This window comes from Mesorhizobium sp. M0898 (assembly GCF_040319695.1).
Taxonomy (GTDB): domain Bacteria; phylum Pseudomonadota; class Alphaproteobacteria; order Rhizobiales; family Rhizobiaceae; genus Mesorhizobium.
This window is the reverse complement of sequence record NZ_JAMYOE010000002.1, coordinates 199,181-223,073: the sequence shown is the minus strand read 5'-3', so window position 1 is coordinate 223,073 and position 23,893 is coordinate 199,181. Positions and strand designations below refer to the sequence as shown.

General features: G+C 63.5%; 17 protein-coding genes. 10 read left to right on the top strand and 7 right to left on the bottom strand.

All coding sequences use genetic code 11. The features are described 5' to 3' along the window. The first annotated feature begins 128 nt into the window (after nucleotides 1-128). Both NKH90_RS04095 and NKH90_RS04090 read left to right on the top strand, forming a co-directional pair. Complete coding sequence (locus NKH90_RS04095; RefSeq protein WP_352817513.1) at nucleotides 129-1,310, top strand: MFS transporter; 1,182 nt, start codon at nucleotides 129-131, stop codon at nucleotides 1,308-1,310. A gap of 55 nt (nucleotides 1,311-1,365) precedes the next feature. After that, nucleotides 1,366-2,400, top strand: a complete 1,035-nt coding sequence (locus NKH90_RS04090; protein ID WP_352817511.1) for an aldo/keto reductase — start codon at nucleotides 1,366-1,368, stop codon at nucleotides 2,398-2,400. A 45-nt stretch (nucleotides 2,401-2,445) separates the two neighbouring features. Here the strand turns inward: NKH90_RS04090 and NKH90_RS04085 are convergent, their stop codons facing one another. Beyond that, on the bottom strand, nucleotides 2,446-2,718 hold the full coding sequence (locus NKH90_RS04085; protein WP_352540915.1) for an usg protein: 273 nt from the start codon (nucleotides 2,716-2,718) through the stop codon (nucleotides 2,446-2,448). A gap of 306 nt (nucleotides 2,719-3,024) precedes the next feature. Between NKH90_RS04085 and acs the strand changes: the two genes are divergently transcribed. Both acs and NKH90_RS04075 read left to right on the top strand, forming a co-directional pair. Next, complete coding sequence (acs, locus tag NKH90_RS04080; RefSeq protein WP_352817506.1) at nucleotides 3,025-4,980, top strand: acetate--CoA ligase; 1,956 nt, start codon at nucleotides 3,025-3,027, stop codon at nucleotides 4,978-4,980. Further along, nucleotides 4,980-5,723: an MOSC domain-containing protein gene (locus tag NKH90_RS04075; protein ID WP_352817503.1), complete on the top strand. Its 744-nt coding sequence runs from the start codon at nucleotides 4,980-4,982 to the stop codon at nucleotides 5,721-5,723. The genes acs and NKH90_RS04075 overlap by 1 nt, the downstream gene beginning before the upstream one ends. On the opposite strand, the gene NKH90_RS04070 is transcribed toward NKH90_RS04075, so the two are convergent. From NKH90_RS04070 to NKH90_RS04060, 3 genes are all read right to left on the bottom strand, one after another. After that, a complete protein-coding gene (locus NKH90_RS04070) occupies nucleotides 5,724-6,992 on the bottom strand; it encodes a class I SAM-dependent methyltransferase (RefSeq protein WP_352817501.1) in 1,269 nt (422 codons plus the stop codon). Nucleotides 6,993-7,379: 387 nt separating this feature from the next. Continuing rightward, nucleotides 7,380-8,741, bottom strand: a complete 1,362-nt coding sequence (locus NKH90_RS04065) for a pilus assembly protein TadG-related protein (RefSeq protein WP_352817497.1) — start codon at nucleotides 8,739-8,741, stop codon at nucleotides 7,380-7,382. A 328-nt stretch (nucleotides 8,742-9,069) separates the two neighbouring features. After that, nucleotides 9,070-9,939: a transglutaminase-like domain-containing protein gene (locus tag NKH90_RS04060; RefSeq protein ID WP_352814792.1), complete on the bottom strand. Its 870-nt coding sequence runs from the start codon at nucleotides 9,937-9,939 to the stop codon at nucleotides 9,070-9,072. A 178-nt stretch (nucleotides 9,940-10,117) separates the two neighbouring features. On the opposite strand from NKH90_RS04060, the gene NKH90_RS04055 reads away from it, so the two are divergent. Beyond that, a complete protein-coding gene (locus NKH90_RS04055) occupies nucleotides 10,118-10,789 on the top strand; it encodes an HAD-IA family hydrolase (RefSeq protein ID WP_352817493.1) in 672 nt (223 codons plus the stop codon). Between the two features lie 17 nt (nucleotides 10,790-10,806). Here NKH90_RS04055 and NKH90_RS04050 read toward each other — a convergent pair whose 3' ends face one another. Next, nucleotides 10,807-11,019 carry a DUF1674 domain-containing protein gene (locus NKH90_RS04050; protein WP_352451229.1) on the bottom strand — a complete coding sequence of 71 codons (213 nt, stop codon included), beginning with the start codon at nucleotides 11,017-11,019 and terminating at the stop codon, nucleotides 10,807-10,809. Nucleotides 11,020-11,134: 115 nt separating this feature from the next. On the opposite strand from NKH90_RS04050, the gene htpX reads away from it, so the two are divergent. The 5 genes from htpX to purH all read left to right on the top strand — a co-directional run bounded on the left by htpX (nucleotide 11,135) and on the right by purH (nucleotide 17,413). Then, nucleotides 11,135-12,151, top strand: coding sequence for a zinc metalloprotease HtpX (htpX, locus tag NKH90_RS04045; protein ID WP_352817489.1), 1,017 nt, complete (start codon nucleotides 11,135-11,137; stop codon nucleotides 12,149-12,151). Beyond that, nucleotides 12,148-12,474, top strand: coding sequence for a hypothetical protein (locus NKH90_RS04040; protein ID WP_352451231.1), 327 nt, complete (start codon nucleotides 12,148-12,150; stop codon nucleotides 12,472-12,474). Before htpX ends, NKH90_RS04040 begins: the two co-directional genes overlap by 4 nt. Continuing rightward, nucleotides 12,471-13,817, top strand: a complete 1,347-nt coding sequence (locus NKH90_RS04035; protein WP_352817486.1) for an RsmB/NOP family class I SAM-dependent RNA methyltransferase — start codon at nucleotides 12,471-12,473, stop codon at nucleotides 13,815-13,817. Before NKH90_RS04040 ends, NKH90_RS04035 begins: the two co-directional genes overlap by 4 nt. Before the next feature lie 146 nt (nucleotides 13,818-13,963). After that, nucleotides 13,964-15,712: a heparinase II/III family protein gene (locus tag NKH90_RS04030; protein ID WP_352817483.1), complete on the top strand. Its 1,749-nt coding sequence runs from the start codon at nucleotides 13,964-13,966 to the stop codon at nucleotides 15,710-15,712. An 84-nt stretch (nucleotides 15,713-15,796) separates the two neighbouring features. Then, nucleotides 15,797-17,413: a bifunctional phosphoribosylaminoimidazolecarboxamide formyltransferase/IMP cyclohydrolase gene (gene purH, locus NKH90_RS04025; protein ID WP_352540907.1), complete on the top strand. Its 1,617-nt coding sequence runs from the start codon at nucleotides 15,797-15,799 to the stop codon at nucleotides 17,411-17,413. Between the two features lie 37 nt (nucleotides 17,414-17,450). Here the strand turns inward: purH and NKH90_RS04020 are convergent, their stop codons facing one another. Both NKH90_RS04020 and NKH90_RS04015 read right to left on the bottom strand, forming a co-directional pair. After that, nucleotides 17,451-18,830 (bottom strand): MFS transporter, encoded by a 1,380-nt coding sequence (locus NKH90_RS04020; RefSeq protein ID WP_352817480.1) that lies wholly within the window; start codon nucleotides 18,828-18,830, stop codon nucleotides 17,451-17,453. A gap of 189 nt (nucleotides 18,831-19,019) precedes the next feature. After that, on the bottom strand, nucleotides 19,020-23,840 hold the full coding sequence (locus NKH90_RS04015) for an NAD-glutamate dehydrogenase (protein WP_352817477.1): 4,821 nt from the start codon (nucleotides 23,838-23,840) through the stop codon (nucleotides 19,020-19,022). Nucleotides 23,841-23,893: the final 53 nt, after the last annotated feature.

Sequence of the window (23,893 nt, the reverse complement as noted above, 5' to 3'; positions counted from 1 at the left end):
TATTTCACAGACGATGTGCCCGATGCAAGGCTGGTTCACAGCACATCGCGGCACGATCTTCCGGATCGGGGCGTGGGAGGACACGGCGCCCGTCGTCAAAACTGGTCGTCATCGAAGTGGGAACCGCCATGCCCCTTGCTCTTTACGCTCTTGCCGCCGGTGCCTTTGGCATCGGCGTCACCGAATTCGTCATCATGGGCCTGCTGCTCGACGTCAGCACCGATCTCGGCGTCTCGATCTCAGCTTCCGGCCAGCTGATTTCTGGCTATGCGCTGGGCGTCGTCATCGGCGCGCCGCTGCTGACGATCGCGACCGGCCGTTGGCCGCGCAAGACCGTGCTTCTGGCGCTGATGGCGATCTTCACGCTGGGCAACCTCGCTTGTGCGCTTGCCCCAGACTACTGGACGCTGATGGGTGCGCGCGTACTGACCGCCTTCGCCCACGGTACCTTCTTCGGCGTCGGCTCGGTCGTGGCGACCGGACTGGTGGCGCCCAACAAGAAAGCCTCGGCGATCGCCCTGATGTTCACCGGCCTGACCATCGCCAACATCCTCGGCGTGCCCTTCGGCACATGGCTCGGCCAAGCCTTCGGCTGGCGCGCGACCTTCTGGGCGGTGACCCTGGTCGGCATCGCCGCCTTTACCATCATTCTGCTGCTGGTGCCGCGCAGCCGAACAGAGCCTGAGAAGAGCAATTTGCGCGCCGATCTCGCCTTGCTCTGCCGCGCGCCGGTCCTGCTTGGCTTTGCCACCACCGTGCTTGGCTATGCCGGCGTCTTCGCCGTCTTCACCTACATCGCCCCGTTGCTGACCGAGAACACCGGTTTTGACGAGACAGCGGTGTCGCCGATCCTGCTGGTCTTCGGCGGCGGCCTCATCGCCGGCAACCTCGCCGGCGGCAAGTTCGCCGATCGCTGGCTGGTACCGTCCGTTCTCGGCAGTCTCGTCGTGCTGGCGCTGGTGCTCGGCACCATGACCTTCGCCCTACACAGCCAGGTCATGGCCGTTATCTATGTCGGCCTGCTCGGCGCCGCCGCCTTCGCCACCGTCGCGCCGCTACAGTTATGGGTGTTGCAGAAGGCGCAAGGCGCCGGCCAGAGCCTAGCTTCATCCTTCAACATCGCCGCCTTCAACCTCGGCAATGCGGCCGGCGCCTGGCTCGGCGGCGTGGTCATCGCCCATGGTCCCGGCCTCGGTGCCGTCACCTGGGTCGCGGCGCTGTTGCCACTTTCAGCGCTTGCCGTGGCGGCGTTTGCGCTGCGTCTCGACCGAGATCCTGTCCTCGCTACACCGGAAATCGCGCGGTCATAGAACGCAAACCTCAGCCAATCTTTGAAACAGCCATCCTTCCACAAGGAGCAAACCCATGGATTATCGAAATCTTGGCGCATCAGGCCTGAAGGTCCCGGTGCTCTCGTTCGGCGCTGGAACCTTCGGCGGTTCAGGCCCGCTGTTCGGTGCCTGGGGCAACAGCGATGCGGCGGAAGCACGGCGGCTGGTCGACATCTGCCTTGAGGCCGGCGTCAACCTGTTCGACACCGCCGATGTCTATTCGAATGGCGCTTCCGAACAAGTGCTCGGCGCTGCCATCAAGGGCCGCCGCGACGCCGTGCTGATCTCGACCAAGACCTCGCTGCCGATGGGCGACGGTCCCAACGATGCCGGCTCGTCACGTTCACGCCTGATCAAGGCCGTCGAAGACGCGCTGAAGCGTCTTGGCACCGATTACATCGACCTGCTGCAACTGCACGCCTTCGACGCCGCAACACCGATCGAGGAGGTGCTGTCGACGCTGGACAGTCTCGTGCGCGCCGGCAAGCTGCGTTATGTCGGCGTCTCCAATTTTTCCGGCTGGCAAGTGATGAAGTCGTTCGGCCTGGCGGATAGACATGGCTATCCCCGATACGTCGCCCATCAGGTCTATTACTCGCTGGTCGGACGCGATTATGAATGGGAGTTGATGCCGCTCGGCCTCGACCAGGGCGTCGGTGCGCTGGTGTGGAGCCCACTCGGCTGGGGCCGCCTGACCGGCAAGATCCGCCGTGGCCAGAAGCTGCCTGAGAAAAGCCGGCTGCACGACACGGCAAGCTTCGGACCGCCCGTCGAGGATGAGCATCTCTATCGGGTCGTCGACGCGCTTGATGTTGTCGCCGAGGAAACCGGCAAGACCATACCGCAGATCGCCATCAATTGGCTGCTGCAGCGGCCGACCGTCGCCTCCGTCATCATTGGCGCGCGCAACGAGGAGCAGTTGCGCCAGAATCTCGGCGCCGTCGGCTGGTCCTTGACAGCCGAGCAGATGAAGAAGCTCGACACGGCAAGTGAGGTCACCGCACCCTATCCGTATTTTCCCTATCGCCGGCAGGAGGGTTTTGCCCGGCTGAACCCGCCCGCAGTCTGACGCTCCAAAAGCTGGGCGGCGGCTCCCAGACTGCCGCCCGCCCGGCTAATGCAGGACGAACTCGCCGTCGACCTTGCGCCATTCGTTCGGCGCGATCAGCTTCTGGTGCGTGTAGCTGACCGAATGCAGCGGGCCTTCGAGCTTGGCCTTCCAGAACTCGATGAAGCGGATCAGCACGGGAAATTTCGGGGCGATGTCGTAATCCTGCCAGATGAAGCTCTGCAGCAGATGCGGATGATCTGGGAAGTGATAAAAAATCTTGGCCGTGGTCAAGCCATAGCCCTTGAGCATCAGGTCCATTTCTGAATGGTCGCGCATTGCCGGTCCCCTGGTTGATTCTCCTTCCTCCCAGCCTGAAATTGTGCACCCCATTTGCTTATTCGTCTATTGATATTTCTGCGATCAAACCAGATTCCTCCCGCAAAAACATGCGCTTAGCAGCCGCCCCACGAGAGTGCTGACACCGCCCGGCAAGGCACCTGCGGCATCCCGCCGCGCGAATCCAACGTCTAATGTTGCCGTCACCGCCGAACTGTTAATAATGCGCGCGAATTCGCGGCCGCATCGCCGCGATCCTGCCGGCGGTCAAGCCGGCGGTTTGGTTTTGGGGAGGAAGGCGAAGAAATGTCCGATGTTCATGTCCATCGCGTCCAGCCGGCGTGGAAGAAGAACGCGCTGATTGACAATGACGCCTACCTGAAATGGTACGCCGACAGCGTCAACAACCCGGACAAGTTCTGGGGCAAGCACGGCAAGCGCATCGACTGGTTCAAGCCCTACAGCAAGGTCAAGAACACGTCCTTCGACGGCAAGGTTTCGATCAAATGGTTCGAGGATGGCCAGACAAACGTTTCGTGGAACTGCATCGACCGGCATCTGAAGAAGCGCGGCGAACAGACCGCCATCATCTGGGAAGGCGACAATCCCTACGACGACAGGAAGATCACCTATAACGAACTTCACGCACATGTCTGCCGCCTCGCCAATGTGATGAAGAAGCACGGCGTCAAGAAGGGCGACCGCGTCACCATCTACATGCCGATGATCCCGGAGGCCGCTTATGCGATGCTCGCCTGCACGCGCATCGGCGCCATTCATTCGGTTGTCTTCGGCGGCTTTTCGCCGGATGCGCTGGCCGGACGCATCGACGACTGCAAGTCGACCTTCGTCATCACCGCCGACGAAGGCCTGCGCGGCGGCAAGACTATCCCGCTGAAGGAGAACACCGACAAGGCGATCGAGATCGCCGCCAAGGCCGGAACGAAAGTCGAAAAGGTCTTGGTCGTGCGCCGCACCGGCGGCAAGACCGGCTGGGCCGCCGGGCGCGACGTCTGGTACCATGACGAGGTCGCCACGGTTAAGGCCGAATGCAAGCCCGAGAAGATGAACGCCGAGGACCCGCTGTTCATCCTCTACACATCCGGCTCGACCGGCAAGCCGAAGGGCGTGCTGCATACCACCGCCGGCTATCTCGTCTATGTCTCGATGACCCACCAATATGTCTTCGACTATCATGAGGGCGATATCTACTGGTGCACCGCCGATGTCGGCTGGGTCACCGGCCACAGCTATATCGTCTACGGGCCGCTCGCCAACGGCGCCACCACGCTGATGTTCGAAGGCGTGCCGAACTACCCGTCGCAGTCGCGTTTCTGGGACGTGATCGACAAGCACAAGGTCAACATCTTCTACACGGCGCCGACGGCGCTGCGCGCGCTGATGGGCGCCGGCGATGCCCATGTCACCAAAACGTCGCGCAAGTCGCTGCGCGTGCTCGGCACCGTCGGCGAGCCGATCAATCCGGAAGCCTGGGAGTGGTATTTCAACGTCGTCGGCAACGGCAAGGTGCCGATCGTCGACACCTGGTGGCAGACCGAGACCGGCGGCATCATGATCACGCCGGTTCCGGGCGCCACCCACCTCAAGGCGGGTTCGGCGACGCGGCCCTTCTTTGGCGTCAAGCCGCAGCTGGTCGACGCCGACGGCAAGGTACTGGAAGGCGAAGCCAGCGGCAACCTTTGCATTGCCGACTCATGGCCGGGCCAGATGCGCACCGTCTATGGCGATCACGACCGCTTCGTACAGACCTATTTCTCGACCTACAAGGGCAGGTACTTCACCGGCGACGGCTGCCGCCGCGATGCTGACGGCTACTACTGGATCACCGGCCGCGTCGATGACGTCATCAACGTCTCCGGCCACCGGATGGGCACCGCCGAGGTCGAATCGGCGCTGGTTTCGCATGAGAAGGTCTCGGAGGCCGCCGTCGTCGGCTACCCGCACGATATCAAGGGCCAGGGCATCTACTGCTATGTCACGCTGATGGCCGGCGAGACGCCAAGCGAGGAATTGCGCCAGGAGCTCGTCGCCCATGTCCGCAAGGAGATCGGCGCCATCGCTTCGCCCGACAAGATCCAGTTCGCGCCCGGCCTGCCGAAGACCCGTTCCGGCAAGATCATGCGGCGCATCCTGCGCAAGATCGCCGAGGATGATTTTGCCGCGCTCGGCGACACCTCGACGCTCGCCGACCCGGCAGTCGTCGACGACCTGATCGCCAACCGGCAAAACAAGAAGGGCTGATGCAACCCGCATTGGGCGCCGTCACCGAGCTTTGGCGCTATCCCGCGAGCTCGCTCGCCGGCGAGTTTCAGGAGGCGATCTCCGTCGACTGGTATACCGTCGAAGGCGACCGCCTGTTTGGTCTTGTCGATACCTCGACCGATGAAATCGCGCGGCCCGACCGCGAAGCGAAATGGCACAAGGTGCCCCGCATCCGCACCCGGCTGTCGCAGGCCGGCAGGCTGGAGGTCGCCATCCCCGACGGACGCTGGCTTTCGGCACCTGGCGCGCAAAGTGATCGCGCGGTTTCCGCGTATCTCGGCTTTGCGGCTTCCATCCGGCCGTTCCGCCGGGAAAATGCGGCTCCGGATTACCTCGGCCCCCTGCTGACGGAACGCTACGTCAAAACCCCTATTCATCTGCTGACCACCGCCTCACTGGCGCGTTTGAAAGTGCTGCATCCAGAGGGCGCCGCCGACGCGCGCCGCTTCCGCCCCAACATCGTCGTCGATATGCCAGAGGTCGAGGGGTCGTTTCCCGAGACGGAATGGATCGGGTGCAAGCTGGCAATCGGCGACCTGCTCCTGACCATCTCCGAGCCGTGCCGCCGCTGCGGCTTCACCATCATTGGCCAGAACGGGTTCGACCACGACCCGGCAATCCTGCGCAGCCTGGTCCGCCACAACGCCCATAACCTCGGCGTCTACTGCACCGTCGACCGACCGGCCCGCGTCGAGATCGGCGCCACGATGCGCCTCCTGTAGCTATCGATACAAATCCGCCCGCGTCGGCGGCAGGCCGCTCGGGCCGCGCGCGCGCCTAGTGACAACGGTCTGGAAGATCTGCGCCGAGGCGCGTTCGAAGGTGATCGAGCAACCGGTCAGATAAAGCAGCCAGAGCCGCGCCTTGGCTTCGCCGACCTCGGCGATGGCTTCGTCGAAGCGTGCGTGGAGACGCTCTGCCCATAGCCTGCAGGTGCGCGCATAGTGCTCGCGCAAGTTTTCGACGTCGTAGACGAGGAAGCCGTGCGCCTCGAGATTGCCGAGCGTCATGCCGATCGTATCGAGTTCGCCGCCCGGAAAAATGTATTTGATCAGCGCCTTGAATTCCGGCCCCTTGCGCAGCGTCTTCTTCAAGCTGCCCTTGTCGCGCCGGGTGATGGCGTGGTGCAGATAGATGCCGCCGGGCTTGAGCAGGCGATGGATCCTCGAGAAATAGGCCGCATGGTTGGCAAGCCCCAGATGCTCGAACATGCCGATCGAGGAGATCTTGTCGAAGGAGCCGGACAGCTCGGCATAGGACTTGATCTCGATGGTGATGCGGTCCTCCAGCCCGGCGGCGCGGATGCGTTCACGGGCGAGTTCGGTCTGTGCTTCCGATAGCGAAACGCCGTGGCCGACGACGCCATAATTCTTCACCGCATGGATGAGCATCGCTCCCCAGCCGCAGCCGATGTCGAGCAATCTGTCGCCGGGCTTCAGGCGAAGCTTGCGGCAGATATGGTCGAGCTTGTCTCTCTGGGCCTGATCGATATCGTTGGCGAAATCCTTGAAGTAGCCGCAGCTATAGACCATGCGCTCGTCGAGGAAGAGCCGGTAGAATGCGTTGGAAATGTCGTAATGGTGCTGGATCGCCTCCTTGCTCGAACCGCTGACGAAAGGATTGCGGCCGGAAAGATCGGTTCGCGTCGTCATCTGTCTTCGCGAAAACAGCACCGCCGGCAGGTCGCGCAGGATCGCCAGCTTCGGCAATGTCTTGAGCTTCGTCCTGAGCTTGCCGTGCGTGGGCAAGGCGTAGAAATCGAACAGCGATCCGTCTTCGACGTCGACCGCCTTGGCAATCCACATCTCGATCAGCGTCGATAAAGAGGGCCGACGTACGATCTGCCAGACGATGTCCTGGTCGTTGATAGTGAGCACCGGGCCGGTAGCCGGGCCGATCCGCTCGCCTGTCCACAGCCTCACCGCGAAACCCGGCTTCAGCGTCTCGATGACCGTCCGAACAATCCGGGCCGCTCTCTCGGCTGCCTCCATCCCCGTCCTCCCTTACCCGGCAAATAACGGCCCGGAACAATCGCGGCTCGATCTTGCCTGCCCGATCGGCCGGCCGCAAGCCGCCCGAGTGCACAAGCACGCTTGTTCAGGATTTTCGAGTGCCGCGCCTTGCCATTTGCCGGATGACACCCCATCATGAGGAAGTGTTCAACAAATCGAAAGGAGGTGATCCGATGTCGAGTGATTTCGTTTTCCAGAACGTGGCCTCAGCGGATCGCACTTTCGGGAAGCAGTCTTCCCGTTAAGGCGCGAGATGCGCGGCTGGCGACCAACCGTCGCCGCCAGGAGCCGCGCCATGGACGGAAACACGGAAGGCCGCCGACTTCGCGAGAAGCGGCGGCCTTTTCCTTTTTGGGCTGTTGTCCCTTATTTGGTTACGGTCAACATCTCGACGTTGCGCGCTATGTCCTGGAAAGCCTGGTTGAGTTCGGTTCCATTGGCAGCTTGGTAGAAGTGCTTGATCTTGGCGGTGTCCGGGCTCGCGCAATCCTGGAGCGTCGCCTTGGCATTCGTTTCGTTTAGGTCAAACCCAATAGTGAAGATCTCGATGCCGTTGTCGCGCATGGCAGCGCAAAGTTTCTTGGCGGCCGTGCGGGTCGGCTCCTTGCCGGCGTCATTGTAGACGTCGCTCACCGTGCTCGCATCGAAGTAGGACAGGTTGAATTCGCCGTCGGTCATCAGGATCGCGATTTTGGCGACCTTTCTTGGATCCATCTTGGCCGGCCGCTGCGAAGTCCTCATGATGCCCCCCCAGTTCTCCGAGAGCATGTACCAGGTCCACTGCACGCCGATATGGCCGGCAGTGCCGCCGGAGGCGACGAAATTCTTGATGACAGTCTTGAGCGCCGTCGCATCCGCCGTCAGCGGCATCAGCGTGGCGGCCGGGCAGGCGGCGGTGCCGGTTTGCCAGGCGAAGGACGACAGCAGGTAGTCGCGGTTGACCATGCTGGCGTCGGGGCCTGCGTCCGAATATTGGTAGGTCCCCTTGCGTTCGGTGGCGCAATTGTCAGGACGGATGAGCCCCGAGACATACTGCACAGCGTCATTGGCCGGCGCCTGTTTGCGTTGGCTGGCGGTGGTTTCCACATAGACGCTGCTGGCGGCAAGTGTACCGGCATTCACCGAATTGGCATAAGGTACGATGGCAACCCGCACGCGCGGTTTGGAGGTGTCCTGACCGCCCAGAAAACTGTCGACGGCATTCGCCGCAGCCGTCCGCAGATCGATGATTTTCTGGCCTGCCATCGAGCCGGTCACATCGAGCATCATCGCGACTTCGATCTGCTTGTCCGAATAGAGAGCCGTCGTCGATGCGGGAACGCGCTGCATGCTACCCGTGCTGAAAAGCGGGAAATAATAGCTGACATTGACATGAACGTCCGCCTGAACGGTCCTGGCGGTCTGGTCGACGGTCAGTTTGTCGAGAACGATCTGATTGTCCTGCAGGATACCCGCCGTGCTGTTGGCATCGAGAAAGGCCTGCACCGATTTGCTGGCTTCGGCCTCGCTGATGACGCCGGTCGTCAGGTCGCGGGCCGTCGAGGTGACCGCAGCGTCGACGACGCCTTGCAGGCTCGATTTCACATTGTAGAGTTGGGATACGTTGACGGCAAAGCCGACACTCAGCGCCAGTACTGAGCCGATTATACCAAACAGGACCGCGAAATTTCCGCTGCGATCCCCGGCAAAGCCGCCGATCGCCTGAACAAGACCCCCGAAACGCCGCATTCTTTCCGCCTCCATTCGCTACAGCCTGCAGCTGTCCGAACGCGCATTGCAGGAATCCGGCCGGATCGCGCCGCCGGGCGCGGGAAAGCGAGCGGCCCCCGCTCAGGCCATTGTTTCCAAACGGTTTCGAGCGGCGACAAGGTAAACAGCGGGTAAACGAAAGCCGCGTCGGCACGGCTTTGTTCAAAAAGCGCTTACCAAGATTCGGGCTCGCAATTCGAGACGGCTGGACTGCGTCCCAATCCGGTACAGACGAGATGTATCGAACAGGATCAGTGCTGCCGCAGTGGCGGCAGGTGGAAATCCGGACTGCGAATGTGTCCGAAGATCAGGCCAGCATCCGTGCGCTGACGGTCTTGTCGACGCCGCGATAGGGCGGCTTGAACAGATTGCCTTCCTGCTCGTGGGTCCAGACCTTGAACAGGCTGAGCCGATGCGGGCCGAAACTGTGCAGCAGCGGCACGTCGGTGGCGTCGCGGCCGCGGGCTATGACGACGCGGCCGATCCTCGGCACATTGTGGCGAGGATCGAAGGTGTACCATCTGCCGTCGAGGAACACTTCCACCCAGGCCGAGAAATCCATCGGCGCCGGATCGGCGGGCACGCCGATATCGCCGAGATAGCCGTTCACGTAGCGGGCCGGGATGTTCATGCAGCGGCAGAGCGTGATCGCCAGATGGGCAAAGTCGCGGCAGACGCCGACGCGCTCCTCATGCGCCTGCGCCGCCGTGCGGGTCGAGCGCGCATAGCCGTAGCCGAAGGACAGGCGGTTGTGGACATAGTCGACGATCGCCTGCACCCGCGCCCAGCCCGGCGGAAGCTGGCCGAAAAGTTGCCAGGCCAGGTCGCCGAGATGGTCGGTCTCGCAGTAACGGCTGCCGAGCAGATAGCCGAGCACCTCGTCCGGCAATTCGGCAACCGGGACTTCCCCGGCCAGCGTGCTGACTTCGTCCATCTCGCCGCTGTCCTCGACCACCGCGTCATAAAGGATGCGAAAGCTTCCGGCCGGAGCCGTGAAGCGGCGGCAGCTATTGCCGAAAAGATCGTGGTAGACCCTGGTCGGAACCGACGGCGACGTCAGCACGCGCGTCTGCCGCTTGATGTCGGCCTGGCGATCCCGATGGATCTCGAGCAGCGAAACAATCGGCGTGGCTGCAGCGCATTCAATGGCAATTTCATAGCCGAGCCTGATCAGCATCGCCGTCCCCCTACGATCGTCATGGAAGATAGTGGTGGTCAACGCAGGAGAGTGTGCGGCGGTTCCTTGCAAACGTCGAAAACGACGCCTCGCGGCTTCCCATACGGACGCGGCAACGTTACGGTCGATCGACACGCGTCTTTTGACATAATCCCTCCAAGATGACCCGGGAAAGCCGATGTTCGCAGGCAGAAAATTCGCGGCCTTACTGTTCGATATGGACGGCACGATTCTCAATTCGATCGCCGCGGCGGAAAGGGTCTGGGCAGCGTGGGCGCATCGGCAAGGTCTTGACGTCGCCGCATTCCTGCCGACCATCCACGGCGTGCGGGCGATCGAGACCATCGGCCGGCTGGCGCTCCCAGGCGTCGATCCTGCCCGCGAAGCCGAATCGCTTTTGCAGGCCGAGGCGGCCGATGTCGAGGGCATTCGCCCGATTGCCGGCGCCGCGGCCTTCTTGGCGTCGCTGCCGCCTGGAAGCTGGGCGATCGCCACTTCGGCACCGCGCGAACTTGCCTTGCTGCGCCTGCAGGCCGCCGGCATTCCGGTTCCCGCCGTGATCGTCGCGGCGGAGGACGTGGCTCGCGGCAAGCCGGCGCCCGACTGCTTCCGGCTGGCGGCCGCACGGCTCGGCGTCGATGTGCGCGACTGCCTCGTCTTCGAGGACGCGCCGGCCGGCATAGCGGCAGCCGAAGCCGCGGGCGCTGCAATCGTGGTGATCAGCGCCACGCACCGGCATCCGTTGCAGACGCCGCATGCCGCCATCACCGGCTATGGCGCGATCGGCATCGCCGTCGATGACAACGGCTGGATTGCCATCGAAGCGGAACGGACCGCACAGCCTGCTTAACTAGCATCCTGCTTGCGCTAAAAGTCGCTGGTCAGGCCCTTGACCTCCCAGTCGCCATAGCGGCCAGGCTCCTTGCCGCCGCGCCCGCCGATCTCCCTCGGCAGCGTGGCTTCCTGCTCGCGATATTTCTCCCGCCGGGCCTCGGCCTCGACCAAGGCGCGCCTGGCTGCCGGGGTCAGCGGCTTTTGCGGCGAGCCGTTAGCATGCGTTTGGCTGGTTTTGTCGATCATGCGATCTTCCGCTAGATTGAAACAGGCCCGATTGAAACGGGAACGGCTGTTTCCCATCATATAGCGATGCGCCCACAAGGATCGACCCCTTTGTTGGGCCCAAATGGAGCAGACGATGAACACCCTTCGCACCGCCATGCTTTTGGCCGCAATGACGGCCCTGTTCATGGGCGTCGGCTATCTGGTCGGCGGATCCGGCGGCATGATGATCGCCTTGCTGATTGCCGCCGGCACCAATTTGTTCAGCTATTGGAACGCCGACAAGATGGTGCTGTCGATGCACCGTGCGATCGAAGTCGACGAACGCAACGCGCCTGAATATTACGCCATCGTGCAGGGTCTCGCCCAACGTGCCGGCCTGCCGATGCCGAGAACCTATCTCATCGACAATCCGCAGCCCAATGCCTTCGCCACCGGCCGCAATCCGCAAAATGCCGCTGTCGCCGCCAGCACCGGCCTGCTCGAGCGGCTATCGCATGAAGAAGTCGCGGCGGTGATGGCGCACGAGCTCGCCCATGTGCAGCACCGCGACACGCTGACCATGACGATCGTCGCCACCTTTGCCGGCGCAATTTCGATGCTCGGCAATTTCGCCTTCTTTTTCGGCGGCAACCGCGACAACAACAATTCCTTCGGCATCGTCGGCGTGCTGGTGGCAATGATCGTCGCGCCTTTGGCCGCCATGATCGTGCAGATGGCGGTGAGCCGCACCCGCGAATATGAGGCCGACCGGCGCGGTGCCGAAATCTGTGGACACCCGCTGTGGCTCGCCTCGGCCCTTGACAAGATCGCGCGGGGCGCCGAACGCATCCGCAACCCGGATGCCGAGCGCAATCCGGCAACCGCCCATCTCTTCATCATCAATCCTCTTTCCGGCGAGCGCATGGACAGTTTGTTTTCCACTCACCCGAGCACAGAAAACCGCATCGCCGCGTTGCAGAGGATGGCGAGCGAAATGGCCGGCGCACCCGAAGCGGCCGCGACGTCAAGGCCGGCGCCGGAAGCGACCGGGCAGCAGCCGTCTGGTTCGTGGGACAGGGCCGCGCGGCCCGAGAGGCCGCCTGAGCCGGCCAAGCCGAGACCCAATCCCTGGGGACGCAATCCGACCGGCCCCAAAGGTCCGTGGTCGTGACGAGCGCGACAGACAAAAAAGGCGGGATCTCGCTGGCGGAAATGCGCGATCTTTGTGCAAGGCACTGGAACCCTATCGGCATACCGATGGCGAGCATAGCAACATCAAGTGACCTGGGCTTTCGCCCACTTCCTGAAGATGAATATGACACCTATCTCCGCCACATCGTCCGACTTGTCGGGGATGGTGCATCTCCAAAGCAAGTCGCGGACTATGTCGGCACGGTTGAGAAAGACTACATTCAGGTGATCTCACCCCTAGGAAGTAAAGAAGATTTTGTCAGCGCCATATTTAAACTAGTCAACCGATCGCCGACACAATGAGGCCAACTCACAGTGAGGCTTCAGAAGCTCGCGGTCTCGCCGCGCGCAAGGCAGCCGCGCGGCTGCTTGCCGCTGTCATCGACGCGAGGACGCCGCTCGACGGGCTGACCGACCATGAGAACGGTCATCCACAATACAAGGCGCTCGACCTGCGCGACCGCGCTTTGGTGCGCGCCATTCTGGTCACCGCCCTGCGCTACCGCATGACCATATCAGGCCTTTTGGCCCGTCGCCTGGAAAAGCCGCTACCGCCCAACGCCACGGCGCTTTCGCACATTTTGCATGTGGCGGCAGCGCAGATCCTGTTCCTCGATGTTCCCGACCGCGCCGCCGTCGACCTCGCCGTGACACACGCCAAGTCCGATCCGCGCACGGCGCGCTTTTCCGGCCTCGTCAACGGCGTGCTGCGCACGCTGGCGCGGGCCAAGCAGGACGAGCTCGCCGCAGCACTTGCCGCTACCGACGAGGCGCCAAAATGGTTTTCCGACCGTTTGAAAACAGTCTACGGCCTCGACAAGGCCAGGCAGATACTGCTCGCCCATCGCCATGAGGCACCGGTCGATTTCTCGGTCAAGTCGGACCCGGCGCTGTGGGCCGAACGGCTCGGCGGCTTTGTCCTGCCGACCGGCACGGTGCGGGTGGAAAAGCTCAGCGCTTCCGTGACCGAACTGCCCGGCTTTGGGGAAGGCGCCTGGTGGGTTCAGGATGCAGCGGCCAGCCTGCCGGCCCGGCTGTTCGGCGACATCAATGGTTTGCGAATCGCCGACCTCTGTGCCGCGCCGGGCGGCAAGACCGCCCAGCTGATCCTCGCCGACGCCCACGTCACCGCGCTCGACATGTCCAAAACGCGGCTGGCACGGCTGACGCAGAACCTCGAACGGCTCGGTCTGGCCGCCGAGATCGTCCAGGCCGATCTGCTCAAATACGAGCCGAAGGACCTCTTCGATGCGGTCCTCCTCGACGCACCTTGCTCTTCGACCGGCACGGTGCGGCGGCATCCCGACGTCCCCTGGACGAAGACGGCGGCCGACGTCGAAAAACTGGCCAACCTGCAACGCCGGCTGCTTGCCCGCGCCGTCACCCTGGTCAAGCCTGGTGGACGCATCGTCTTTTCCAACTGTTCGCTCGATCCACTGGAAGGCGAAGAGCTCTATCGCGACTTTCTCGCCGGCAATGCGGAGATTGTCGACGACCCGCTTCGGCCGGGTGAGATCGCCGGCATCGACCCGTTTCTGACGCCGCAAGGCACGTTGCGCACCACGCCTGCCGATCTGGAGCTAGGCTCGCCGGGCCGCTCCGGGCTGGACGGCTTCTTCGCCGCCCGCATGCGCAGAGCCGGCTAAGGGCCGATCTTGAAGCGCCGTCCGGCTTCTTGGGGCGAGGAGGCATGGAAAACAGGCTGAACGGCCCCACTGCCGCGGAATTCGCCTTCGCACAAGTTCTTGAATCATATAAACTTGTGCCTGGGTGAGGACGATCAGGAGGGGTTTTGGCAATCGCTGCCGGTAACACGACGCGTCTGTGGACGCTTGTCGCGAGGGAGTTCTGGCGCAAGACGCGCCGGCGCTTGCGCGCCGGGCCACTCTATCGCTGGCGCTACTCAGGCCGCACGCCGGAGCGCGTCCTGATCGCCCCACCGGACCTGCGGCTCGCCGATCCTCAGATCGCGCTCGAGATCTATTACGGCCGCTATCCGCTTTCGGGGCATCTGGTCGAGACCGGCGGCAAATCGCCCTTCCAGATCGACGTGCCCAATCCCGGCTGGCAAAAAACGCTGCATGGCTTTCGCTGGCTGCGGCATATGCGTGCCGCCGGCACCGAGCTAGCCGCCGCCAACGCGCGGGCGTTGGTTTCCGACTGGATTGCAATCCATGGCAGCCATATTTCCGGCGTCGCCTGGGAGCCCGGCACGACGGCCAAGCGTGTCATTGCCTGGCTGCAGCATTCCTCGATCGTGTTGCAGGGTGCCGAATTTCCGTTCTACCGCGCGTTCTTGAAATCGCTCGCCGTCCAGATCCGCTATCTGCGCGCCATGGTGCGCGAGATGCCGGACGGCAAGGACCGGCTGCGCGCCCGCATTGCGCTGGCCTTTGCCGCTTTGTCGCTGCCGGCGCCGGCCTCGGCGCTACGCGGTGCTACCCGCAATCTCGCCGAGGAGCTCGACCGCCAGATCCTGCCTGACGGCGGCCATATCTCGCGCAATCCGATGGCCGTGCTTGAAATCCTCGCCGACCTTCTGCCGTTGCGCCAGACATACGCCAATCAGGCCGAGACACCGCCGGCCGCCCTGATCGGCGCCATCGACCGGATGCTGCCGGCATTGCGCTTCTTTCGCCATCAGGACGGCAGCCTTGCCCGCTTCAACGGCATGGGCGCCACCATTCACGACCGTATCGCCAGCATCCTGCATCACGACGACACCGCCGGCGCACCGTTGCTGCACGCGCCGCATTCGGGTTATGAGCGCCTGTCGATGGGCGGTGTCACTGTGATCGCCGATACCGGCCCGCCGCCCCCTGTCGACGTATCCAATGCCGCTCACGCCGGATGCCTCGCCTTCGAATTGTCGTCGGGCCGCCAGCACTATATCGTCAACGCCGGAATAGACACTTATGGCGCCGCCGAGTTCCGGCCGCTTGCCCGCGCCACCGCCGCCCACTCGACCGCCACCATCAACGACACGTCGTCGGCGCGCTTCAATCACTCCTTGCGCGTCAACGACCTGCTCGGCACGCCTTTGATCGGCGGGCCGCAGCATGTGTCTTGCAAGCGCACCGACCAGAAGGGCAGCCAGGGCTTCATCGCCCGCCATGACGGCTATGCAGCGCGCTTCGGCTTCCTGCATGAGCGCGAGCTGAAATTATCGACCGAAGGCAATGTGTTTGCCGGCAGGGACCGTTTCCTGCGCCCGGGCGGCGCTTCTATCCGCAACAATGGCCGTGACTTCGTCACGGTGCGTTTCCATGTCCATCCCGATATTAGCCTGCTCCAGGATGAGCATGACCGTCTGGTGCTGGCCGCCGACCATGCCGACACCTGGGTGTTTACCTCTACCGAAGTGGTGCCCGAGGTCGAGGAATCGATCTATTTCGCCGGGCTTGGCGGCCCGCGCCGCAGCCGCCAGATCGTGCTTGCGTTCAAGGCCTCGGAAATTTCGGAGGTCCACTGGCAATTGACGCGCACCATCATCGCCGGCCGTCCGGAAAAAGCTGAAGCCGGTGGCAACGGCAGACACTGATCAAGTCTTGCGGCTTGATTTCCGGGCCTCATATGCTACGGCCCGCGGACGCTCTCCAACCAGAACTGGAAAGGCCGCCAGCCCATGGCCGTCGCCGCCAAGAACATTCCCGCGCCCGACCTTGTACCCATCCGTCGCGCGCTCCTTTCCGTCTTTGATAAGACCGGCCTGATCGATTTCGCCAGGGCGCTGGCTTCGGCCGGCGTCGAGCTAGTCTCGACCGGCGGCACCGCAAGGGCGCTTGCCGAGGCAGGCATGGCGGTGCGCGACGTGTCCGAGCTCACCGGCTTTCCCGAGATCATGGACGGCCGCGTCAAGACGCTGCACCCGTCGGTGCATGGCGCACTGCTTGGCGTGCGCGACGATCCCGAGCACGCCGCAGCGATGCGCGACCACGGCATCGAGCCGATCGATCTCGTCGTCTCCAATCTCTATCCGTTCGAAGAGGTGCGTCGCTCCGGCGCCGACTACGCGGCGATCGTCGAGAACATCGACATCGGCGGCCCGGCGATGATCCGTGCCTCGGCCAAGAACCACGCCTATGTCGGCATCGTCACCGATCCCGATGACTATGCCTCGGTGCTCAACGCGCTGGAGATGAATTTCGGGTCGTTGTCGCTGGATTTCCGCAAGAAGCTGGCAGCCAAGGCCTTTGCCCGCACCGCCACCTACGATGCGGCGATCTCGGGATGGTTCGCCGAGGCGCTTGAGATCGAGCATCCGACATGGCGCGCCTTCGGCGGCAAGCTGCAGTCGGTGATGCGCTATGGCGAAAACCCGCATCAGGGCGCCGGCTTCTATGTCAACGGCGACAGGCGGCCGGGCGTTGCCACGGCGCGCCAGCTTCAGGGCAAGCAGCTTTCCTACAACAACATCAACGACACCGACGCTGCCTTCGAGCTGGTCGGCGAGTTCGACCCGTCGCGCTCCGCAGCAATTGCCATCATCAAGCACGCCAACCCGTGCGGCGTCGCTGAGGACGCTTCGCTGCAGGCGGCCTATGCCAAGGCGCTGGCCTGCGATCCGGTCTCGGCCTTCGGCGGCATCGTCGCCATGAACCGCATCCTCGATGCCGGAACCGCCGAAGAGATCGTCAAGACCTTTACCGAGGTGATCATCGCACCGGAGGCGTCCGAAGAAGCAGTCCGCATCATTGCCGCCAAGAAGAACCTACGCCTGCTGGTCACCGGCGGCCTGCCCGACCCGCGCGCGGCGGGCCTTGGCTTGAAATCGGTTGCTGGCGGTTTGCTGGTCCAGGGCCGCGACAACGCGGTGGTGGATGACCTCGAGCTGAAAGTGGTGACCAGACGCGCTCCGACGCCGGCCGAATTGGCCGATCTGAAATTCGCTTTTCGTGTGGCAAAGCACGTCAAGTCGAACGCCATCGTCTATGCCAGGGATGGCGCTACAGTCGGCATCGGCGCTGGCCAGATGAGCCGGGTCGATTCCTCGCGCATCGCGGCGCGCAAGGCGCTCGACGCCGCCGAGGCTGCCGGCCTGACGGAGCCCTTGACCGGGGGCTCGGTCGTCGCCTCGGATGCCTTTTTCCCGTTCGCGGATGGGCTTTTGTCGGCAATCGAAGCCGGCGCCACAGCCGTCATCCAGCCCGGCGGCTCGATGCGCGACGACGATGTCATCGCCGCCGCCGACGCTCACGGCATTGCCATGGTCTTCACCGGAGTGAGGCATTTCCGGCATTGAACGCGTTACCCCCGCTGCGGGAGAAGGCAAGAGCAGCTCACTCCGCCGGCCGATCCGCCGGATAGGGCGTGCCGATCAGGATCGCCATGCCGGCGCCAAGGAACAGCACGATCGCCGCCATGCCGAGCCGCGCCGAGCCGCTGGCCAGGGTGATCGTGGCCACCATGAAGGGTGCGGCAAAACTGGTTGCCCGGCCGGCCAGCGCATAGATGCCGAAATAGCGGCCCGATTCGGCAGCGGAGACGCTGCGCGCCATGTAGGAGCGCGACGATGCCTGCACCGGCCCGAAAGCAAGCCCGATCAGCAGGCCGTAGAAAATGTAGGCTTTTTCCGCCGCCGTGCCGAACAATCCGCCGCCGTCCAGTCCGGGCATCATCATCCAGGCGCCGAACAGCGTATAGCCCGGGCCGGTCGAGACGATGCCGAGCGTAGCGATGCTTAGCATGACCAGCGAAATCATCACTATGGTCTTGGAACCCAGTGCTGTGTCGAGGCGTGCGGCAACCAGGCAGCCGACGATGGCAACGACGTTGAGGATGATGCCGAACAGGCCGATCTCGGTAATCGACCAATGGAACATTGCCGCCGCAAACGTTCCGCCCAGCGCCAGCAGTGCATTGACGCCGTCCTGATAGATCATGCGGGCGACGAGAAAGCGAAAAATGCCGCTGCGCTTGCGCACTTCGGCCAGCGTCGACTTCAGTTCCGACAGGCCTTCGCGCACCGCCGGCCCGATTGGAATGCCTTTGATCGCATCAGGCGTGAAGAAGAACATCGGCAGGATGAACAGGAAATACCAGGCCGCCGACAACGGTCCGGTGGCGCGCGCGTCCTCGCCGAGCCTGGGGTCGAGGCCGAAGATCGGGTCGAGCCCAACGACGGTCTTGCCGGTTTCAGGCGAGCCGGCCATGACGGTAACGACGAAGATCAGTGCGATCATGCCGCCGAGATAGCCGAGTCCCCAGGCCATGTTCGAGATCCTGCCGATGTCGCTCTTCGGCACCAGGCGGGGCATCATCGAATCGTTGAACACAGTCGAGAATTCCGCCGCGACCGACGCCAGCGAGAACAACGCCACGACCAGAAAAAGATTAGAGCCGGGCGCGGCGAACCACAGCAGGGTGAGGCAGGTGATTTTAACCGCGGCGAAGAAGGCTATCCACGGTTTGCGTGGTCCAGTCTGATCGGCGATCGAGCCGAGGACCGGCGACAAAACGGCAATGACGACGCCGGCGGCGGCAATGCCGTAGCCCCAGGCCGCTTGCCCGGTCTCTGGATTGCTGGCCATGCGCGAGACGAAATAAGGACCGAAGATGAAGGTGGTAACGACCGTGAAAAACGGCTGTGCCGCCCAGTCGAACAGCATCCATCCCCAGATGCCGCGTCCCGATGCCCGCTGCACTGCCATCTCAGCCATGTCCCCTCCGCTGGAGCTTGCTCCATGCCGATCGAATCGGAATGATGCTCCGTCTTGTTGTTGAGCACGATCTTGTCCAAAAGCCGATCGTCACTTTTTGGGATCATGCTCCGGCGCCCCCCAACGCAGGGCGCCGTTCGCTCAATAGCGCAGTTCTTCCCGGCAATCCCGCGCGATGTGGAAGACGTCTCACAGCCCTGTCAGATCGCTCATCAGGCCGGACGCCACCGACAGCCGCGACACGGTGATGTCGCCGCCCTCGGTCAGAGCCTGCAGCCGCTCGCGGATGCGTCCGACCCGTTCGCCGCCCGCCTCCAACCATGCTGTCACCGGATCCGCCGCCTCGGCATGACTGGTGAGTGCCGCCACCGCGATGCCGCGCCTGGCCGCGCCGATTGTGTCGGTGGCGCGCGAAAGCGCCAGTTGATCGTAATAATCCGAGGGCGTGATCGACCGCGCCGCATCTTCGACGCGCGGTATGCGGAAGACATCGCTGACTGCAAAAAACGCCTTGGCGGCAGCGACGATGCCGGCAGTTGCCGTCCGCGCCGTCAGCGCAATGTCGGGGATGAGTTCCGCCACATCGGTCAACGCCAGTTGCTCGGCCAGGCTCTCGGGCGCGCCGCCCTTCGACAGGCTGTGCCGCCGCTCCTCGATCCGCTCGCGCGAGAAGGCCGGCAACAGCGCAACGAGCTTCGGCTCCAGCGCCTTGCGCGCATCCTGCAACTCGGTGATCCGCTGCCCGAGCGGTGCGGTGCCGGCATCGTTCTTCAGGTACCAGCCGCTGGTCACATAGATCAGCCGGCTGACCGCCTGATAGAGGTCGAGCTGGATCTGTCCGTCGATCAGGTTGTCGAGCGCGTCGATCTGGCGATAGAGCGCCGGCAGCGCAAAGCCATCCCGCACCACGGCGAAGGTGCGCACGACATCGGCGGCACTGCGCCCGGTCGCTTCCTGCAGCCTGTTGACGAAGGACGGGCCGCCGCGATTGACCAGGTCATTGGCGACGGCACGGGCGATGATCTCGCGGCGCAGGCGATGGCCGTGGATTTCCGCCGCATATTTCTTCGCCATGCGGTCGGGAAAATAACCCATCAGGTCGCGGTCGAAATGCGGATCGTCCGGCACGTCGCTGGCGACGATATCGGAAAACAGCACGATCTTGGCATAGGCAAGCAGCACGCCGAGCTCGGCCCGGGTGAGCGGCTCGCCGCGCGCATGGCCCGAGGCAAGAGCCGCCGGCGACGGCAGCGTCTCGACGGCACGGTCGAGCAGCCCGCGCGCCTCGAGCGCCTCCATGAAGCGGCTCTGATGGGCAATGTCGGCAAGGCCGCGCTTGCGAGCAAGGGACAGCGCCAGCGTCTGCTGGTAATTGTTGGACAGCACCAGGGCGCTGACCTCGTCGGTCATCTCGGCCAGCAATTTGTTGCGCGACGGCCGCGTCAGCGATCCCTTCCGCATGGCGGAAGCCAGCGCGATCTTGATGTTGACCTCGACGTCTGAGCAGTTCACGCCGCCCGAATTGTCGATCGCATCTGAGTTGCAGCGGCCGCCATTCAATCCGAATTCGATGCGCGCCCGCTGTGTGACGCCGAGATTGGCGCCTTCACCGATGACCTTGGCACGCAGGTCGAGCGCGGTGATGCGGATCGCGTCATTGGCACGGTCGCCGACGTCCTGGTTGGTCTCGCCCGATGCCCTGACATAGGTGCCGATGCCGCCGAACCACAAAAGATCTGCCGGCGCCTTGAGGATGGCACTCATGATCTCGACCGGCGTGGCCGTTGTCTTGCCGAGGCCGATAGCTGCAGCCGCGGCAGCCGGCAAGGTGATCGACTTCTGGCTGCGCGAGACGATGATGCCGCCTTCGGACAGCTTCGTCTTGTCGTAATCCTGCCAGCTTGAGCGGGCGAGAGCGAACATACGCCGGCGCTCGGCCATCGAAGCGGCCATGTCGGGATCGGGATCGATGAAGATGTCGCGATGATCGAAGGCGGCGATCAGCCGGGTCTGCTCCGACAGCAGCATGCCGTTGCCGAACACGTCGCCCGACATGTCGCCAACGCCGACGACGGTGAACGGCGTGGTTTGGATGTCGCGGTTCATCTCGCGGAAATGCCGCTTGACCGCTTCCCAGGCGCCCTTGGCGGTGATGCCCATCTTCTTGTGGTCGTAGCCGGCCGAACCGCCGCTGGCGAAAGCGTCGTCGAGCCAGAAGCCGTGCCTTTCGCTGATGGCGTTGGCGATGTCCGAGAAGGTCGCCGTGCCCTTGTCCGCGGCGACGACGAAATACGGATCATCCTGATCGCGCCGCACGACGCCGGCTGGCGGGATGACGCCATCCAGCCCGATATTGTCGGTGATCGACAACAGGCTGGAAACGTAATTCTTGTAGGCGGCCGTGCCGGCCTCGAAAATTGCGTCGCGCCCGGCGCTCATCGGCAGCTTTTTCGGGTAGAAGCCGCCCTTGGCGCCAACCGGCACGATCACCGCATTCTTGACCTGCTGTGCCTTGACCAGGCCGAGCACCTCGGTGCGATAGTCCTGCGCACGGTCCGACCAGCGCAGGCCGCCGCGCGCGACCGGGCCGAAGCGCAGATGCACACCCTCGACCTCGGAGCCGTAGACGAAGATCTCCCGCCATGGCCGCGGCGCCGGCAGCCCGTCGACCGATTGCGAATCGAGCTTGATCGCCAGCGATTGGCCTTTCTGTTTCGTATCGGCAACGAAATGATTGGTGCGCAGCGAGGCTTCGATCAGGTTCAGATAACGGCGGATGATGGTGTCGTCGTCAATGTTGGGAACGTCTTCCAGCGCATCCGTGATCTTGGCTTTCAGATGTTTGGCCTGAACGACGCCTTCCGTCTCGGCCGTCGTGCCGAGGCGGGCGACAAACAGCGCATGCAGGCCGCGGGCGATCTCGGGATAACGGTTGAGCGCGGCGGCGATGAAATCCTGGCTCTGCGGGATGCCGGCCTGCTGGAGATAGCGGCCATAGGCGCGCAGGACGGTGATCTCGCCCGACCACAGGCCGGCGGTCTGGGCAAGGCCGTTATAGCCGTCATTGTCGACATCACCGCGCCAGACGGAAAGGAACGCATCCTCGAACAGCGCGCCGCCATTGCCGAGGTCGATCGGCCTGCCGTAGCTGTTCTCGAGTTCCATGTCGTGGATGAAGACCATGCCGGGCTGATCACTATTGATCGTGCCGGATTGATTGTCGCCGACCTCGAAAGTGCGCTCGCTGATGACGCGGAAACCAATGTTTTCCAGCACGGGCACGCGCCGCGACAGCGCCACCGGGCTGCCATGGTGATAGATCTTCAGTGCCGCCTGATGCGGCTTCTGGTCGGCGTGACGGTAATAGTCGATGGCGATCGGATTTGACGCATCGAGCTTGGCGATGCGCCCGGCATCGGCCAGCGCCACGCCCGGCCGAAAACTGTCGCGATAGCTTTCCGAAAAACGCGAGGCGATGGCCGTGAGTCTCGCATCGGCGCCGGTCTCGGTCGCGGTCTCGCGCAGGGCATCGTCCCAAGTCCGTACGATGTCGCGGATCGCCGCCTCGATCGTTGCCTGCTCGACCTTCGGCGTCTTGCCGCCGGAGCGGCCGATGATGAAATGGACGCGCGCCAGCCCGCCTTCCGGGAAGGCCGGGTAATAGGCGGACAGCCGGCCTTCGAAGACGGTCTTCAGATAGGTGCCGATCTTCTCGCGCACGACGCTGTCGTAGCGGTCGCGCGGCACGAAGACGAGCACGGAGACGAAGCGGTCGAACTGGTCGACACGCACCAATGCCCTGACGCGCGGCCGCTCGATCAAGCCCAGTATGGCTTCGGCATGCTTGCGCAGGATCGGCACCGGAACCTGGAACAGCTCGTCGCGCGGATAGCTCTCCAGCACGTTGATCAATGCCTTGCCGGAATGGTCGCTTGGATTGAAGCCGGATTTGGCGATGACGGTTTCCGCCTTCGAGCGCAGATAGGGGATTTTCATCACCGAGCGCGTATAGGCAGTCGAGGTGAACAGGCCGACGATACGGAGCTCGCCTGAAAGCACGCCTTTGCCGGTGTAGGTCTTGACGCCGATGTAGTCGAGGTAGATGCGGCGGTGCACCGACGACTTGGCGTTGGCCTTGGTGACGATCAGCGGTTCCGGCCCATGCAGGAAGGCGCGGATTTCCGGCGTCGTGCTCACCGCTTCGGTGCCGCGTCTGAGCACCAGCACGTCGGGATCGGAAAGGATGCCGAGGCCGGGCTTTTCGGCGCGCTCGAGCATGCCGCTCGTCTCGCCGCCGGTATAGTTGAATTCGCGCATGCCGAGAAAGGTGAAGTTGTCGTCGCGCAGCCATTCGAGGAAGGCGATCGCCTCGGTGACATGGGCCTTGTCGAGCGGCACTGGCGAGTAGCGGAATTCCGAGATCGCCTGGTCGAGGCGGGCAAGCATCGGCTTCCAGTCGGTGACGGCGGCTCGCACCTGGCCGAGCAGTTTCGTCAGGCGTGCGGCCAGGCCTTCGGCCTGCTCGGCCGAAAGGCGGCCGATATGGACATGGATGACGCTCAGTCGGTCATGGCTGTGGTCGCCCTTGGCATAACCGCCATCGCCGAGGATTTCCTCGACGCCGTTCTTGCCGTGCCTGACGACTATGACTGGATGGGTAACCAGCAGCGGCTCGCCGGCGCTTTCTGTAATCTCGCCGAGGACGGAATCGAACAGGAACGGCATGTTGTCGTTGACGACAGTGATCACCGTCATCGGCCGGCCCTGGCGGACGACACCGGAATCGACGTCTATGGCAACGACGCAGTCGTCCTTCTTGTGCCTGGCCACTGCGCGGCCGGCGAGTTCGGCAGCGCGTTCGAGATCGATGACGTCGTAGGCGGCGACATCTTCGGCCGGAGCTCGGGCCAGCAGGTAGTCGGCAAGCCTGCCGGGCTTTTCACCACCCGCGGCTTCACCCCTCGTCAGGCCGGCTTTTTTCAACCGGCTCGCTGACTTTACGCTGGCCATGAGTCCCTCCCGTCACATGTTTTTGCGGCTATGCTAACAGATGACGGGTATTT